The 3,550-nt window shown below is 68.5% G+C and carries 2 protein-coding genes; one reads left to right on the top strand and one right to left on the bottom strand.

Features of this window, described 5'->3' with window-relative positions:
• Nucleotides 1–62 precede the first annotated feature (62 nt).
• Entirely contained in the window at nucleotides 63–503 is a 441-nt protein-coding gene (locus ABZX37_RS49250) for a hotdog fold thioesterase (protein WP_344286449.1), read from the bottom strand.
• A 62-nt stretch (nucleotides 504–565) separates the two neighbouring features.
• On the opposite strand from ABZX37_RS49250, the gene polA reads away from it, so the two are divergent.
• Nucleotides 566–3,304, top strand: a complete 2,739-nt coding sequence (polA, locus tag ABZX37_RS49255) for a DNA polymerase I (RefSeq protein WP_354751256.1) — start codon at nucleotides 566–568, stop codon at nucleotides 3,302–3,304.
• The last annotated feature ends 246 nt before the right edge of the window (nucleotides 3,305–3,550 follow it).

Below are 3,550 nucleotides of genomic sequence, written 5' to 3' on the forward strand. Positions count from 1 at the left end.
GTGAGGGGAACCCTGAGGGACTCAGAGTCCCTCAGGGTTCCCCTCACGGCGTTTCACCGAAATCAGGCGCCTGGTGGGCGGTCCCGGACTACGCAGGTGAGCCTTGCGGTGCAGGTGCGGCGGCCCTCGTCGTCTGTCAGCACGATTTCCGACGTGATGGTGCCGCGGCCGACATGCAGCGGGGTCGCGACGCCGGTGACGGTGCCGGAGCGGACCGCGCGGTGGTGAGTGCAGGACAGCTCGAGCCCCATAGCAGCGCGCTCAGGGCCCGCGTTGAGCGCGGCCAGCACCGAGCCGAGGGCTTCGGCGACGGTGGCGTTCGCGCCGCCGTGCAGGAGGCCGTAGGGCTGGAGGTTGCCTTCGACGGGGATCGTGCCGACGACCCGCTCGGGCGTCATCTCCACGAGCTTCAGCCCGATCTTGTCGTTCAGCTGCTGGCCCGCTGCCGCGGGGTCCATGCCCGCGAACTGGCCCGGCGTGATTTCCGCCGTCTGCTCGGTCACTCTCTGCTCCTCAACCTATGCGACACGCAAGAGTGTCAGACCCTCACCCTAGACTCGCCCCCGTGAGCCCGACCGAGAACCGAACCGTTGCCAACGCCACAGGCGCCGCCGCCGGGAAAGACCGCCCCCGGCTGCTGCTGATCGACGGCCATTCGATGGCCTATCGCGCCTTCTTCGCCCTGCCTGCGGAGAATTTCCGCACGAAGACCGGGCAGGTCACCAACGCGGTCTTCGGCTTCACCTCGATGCTCATCAACCTGCTGCGCGACGAGAAGCCCACGCACCTCGCGGTGGCCTTCGACCTCTCGCGCAAGACCTTCCGGTCGGAGACGTACGCCGACTACAAGGCCAATCGCAGCGCCACGCCGGACGAGTTCCGCGGGCAGGTCGACCTGGTGAAGGAGGTGCTCGAGGTACTCGGCATCCCGTCGCTCACGAAAGAGAACTACGAGGCCGACGACGTCATCGCCACGCTCACCACGCAGGCCGGCGAAGATTACGACGTCCTGATCTGTACCGGCGACCGCGACGCGTTGCAGCTGGTCACCGATCGGGTGACCGTTTTGTACCCCAAGCGGGGCGTCTCCGACCTCGTGCGGTTCACGCCGGACGCGGTCGAAGAGAAATACGGCCTCACCCCGACCCAGTACCCGGACTTCGCGGCCCTGCGCGGCGACCCGTCGGACAACCTGCCCGGCATCCCCGGCGTGGGGGAGAAGACCGCGGCCAAGTGGATCCGGCAGTTCGGCTCGCTGGCCGACTTGATCGACCGGGTCGACGAGGTCAAGGGCAAGGTCGGCAACGCGCTGCGCGAGCACCTGTCGTCGGTCCAGCTCAACCGGCAGCTCACCGAACTGGTCCGCGACGTGCCGCTGGAGTCCGTGCCGGACGAGCTGGAGCTGCGGCCGTGGGATCGCGAGGCGGTGCACCGGCTGTTCGACGAGCTGGAGTTCCGCGTGCTGCGCGACCGGCTCTTCGAAAACCTGACCAGCGCCAAACCGGAGGCCGACGAGGGCTTCGACGTGTCCGGTTCCGCGCTCGCGCCGGGCACGCTCGGCGCGTGGCTCGAAGCGCACGCCGGTGCGGCCGAGCCGGTCGCGCTGTCGTTCCGGACGACCGGCGCTTCCGTCCGTTCCGACCTCAAGGCGGTCGCCTTCGCGACGGCCGACGGCGAGGGTGCGTACGTCGACGTCACCGCGATGGACGAGGCGGACGACCGGGCGCTGTCGGCGTGGCTCGAGGACCCGAAGGTCCGCAAGATCGGCCACGACCTGAAGGTGCCGCTGCACGCGGTGCGCGCCCGCGGCTGGACGTTCGCCGGGCTCAGCATGGACACCGCGCTCGCCGCGTACCTCGCGCGGCCGGGGCAGCGCACGTTCGGGCTCGACGACCTGGCCCTGCGCTACCTGCACCGCGAGCTGCGCTCGGAAGCGGGCGACGGCGACGGTCAGCTGTCGCTGCTCGACGGCGGCGCGGACGAGCTGGAGCAGAAGGAGATTTCCGCCGAACTGGTGAAAGCGCGCGCGATCTTCGAGCTCGCCGGCGCGCTCACCACCGAGCTGGAGGAACTCGGCGGCGCGAAGCTGCTGGCCGAGCTGGAACTGCCGCTGCTGGAAGTGATCACCGAACTCGAAGCGGCGGGCATCGCGGTCGACGTCGACCAGCTCACCGAGCTGGAAGCGCACTACCTCAGCCGCGTCACGCAGGCCGCGGACTCCGCGTACGAGGTGATCGGCAAGCAGATCAACCTCGGTTCGCCGAAGCAGCTGCAGGTGGTGCTGTTCGACGAGCTGGGCATGCCGAAGACCAAACGCACCAAGACCGGCTACACCACCGACGCCGACGCGCTGCAGTCGCTGTTCGAGAAGACCGAGCACCCGTTCCTGCAGCACATGCTGGAACACCGCGACGCGACGCGGCTGCGCACCACGGTCGAGGGCCTCATCAAATCGGTCGCCGACGACGGGCGCATCCACACCACGCTCCAGCAGACGATCGCGGCCACCGGGCGGCTGTCGTCGGTCGAGCCGAACCTGCAGAACATCCCGGTGCGCACCGAGGAAGGCAGGCGCATCCGCGACGCGTTCGTGGTCGGCGACGGCTACGCCGAGCTGATGACCGCGGACTACAGCCAGATCGAAATGCGGATCATGGCGCACCTGTCGAAGGACGAGGGCCTCATCGAGGCCTTCAACAGCGGCGAGGACCTGCACACGTTCGTCGCGTCGCGCGCGTTTTCCGTGCCTGCCGCGGAAATCACGCCGGAACAGCGCTACCGCGTCAAGGCGATGTCGTACGGATTGGCGTACGGCTTGTCGGCGTACGGCCTGTCGCAGCAGCTGAAGATCTCGACGGAAGACGCGAAAGAGCAGATGGAGGCGTACTTCTCGCGGTTCGGCGGGGTGCGCGACTACCTGCAGTCGGTCGTCGGCGAGGCCGCGAAGCGCGGATACACCGAGACGATCTTCGGCCGTCGCCGCTACCTGCCGGACCTGAACAGCGACAACCGCCAGCGCCGCGAAATGGCCGAGCGGATGGCGCTGAACGCCCCGATCCAGGGCAGCGCGGCGGACATCATCAAGGTGGCGATGCTGAACGTGCACCGCGCCCTCGCCGAAGCGGGTTCGCGCAGCCGCGTGCTGCTGCAGGTCCACGACGAACTGGTCCTGGAAATCGCCGACGGCGAGCGCTCGGACGTCGAAAAGCTGGTCCGCGAGGGCATGGGCTCGGCCGCGGAACTGGCGGTGCCGCTGGAGGTTTCGGTCGGATACGGGCGGTCGTGGAACGAGGCCGCGCACTGACGCGCTGAGCTGAGAAGGCGTGCCCGGGGCCGGGCACGACGCGGCTCTGCCGGCCAATGCCAGGAACTTAAGGCTGTGATGCGGACGCGCTGCTGACCTGTTTCCGCAGCTCAACTGGCTCGGTCGAGCGCGCGTCGCCGTGGGCCCGGGAACCGCGAGCGGGAGCCGGGTTGTCGTCCGTGAAGGGCTCCTTGAGGGAATCAGATTTCCTCAAGGAGAGGATCGTGCGGTACGAACAGCGGTTTC

This window comes from Amycolatopsis sp. NPDC004079 (genome assembly GCF_040610415.1).
Classification (GTDB): Bacteria; Actinomycetota; Actinomycetes; order Mycobacteriales; family Pseudonocardiaceae; genus Amycolatopsis; species Amycolatopsis halotolerans.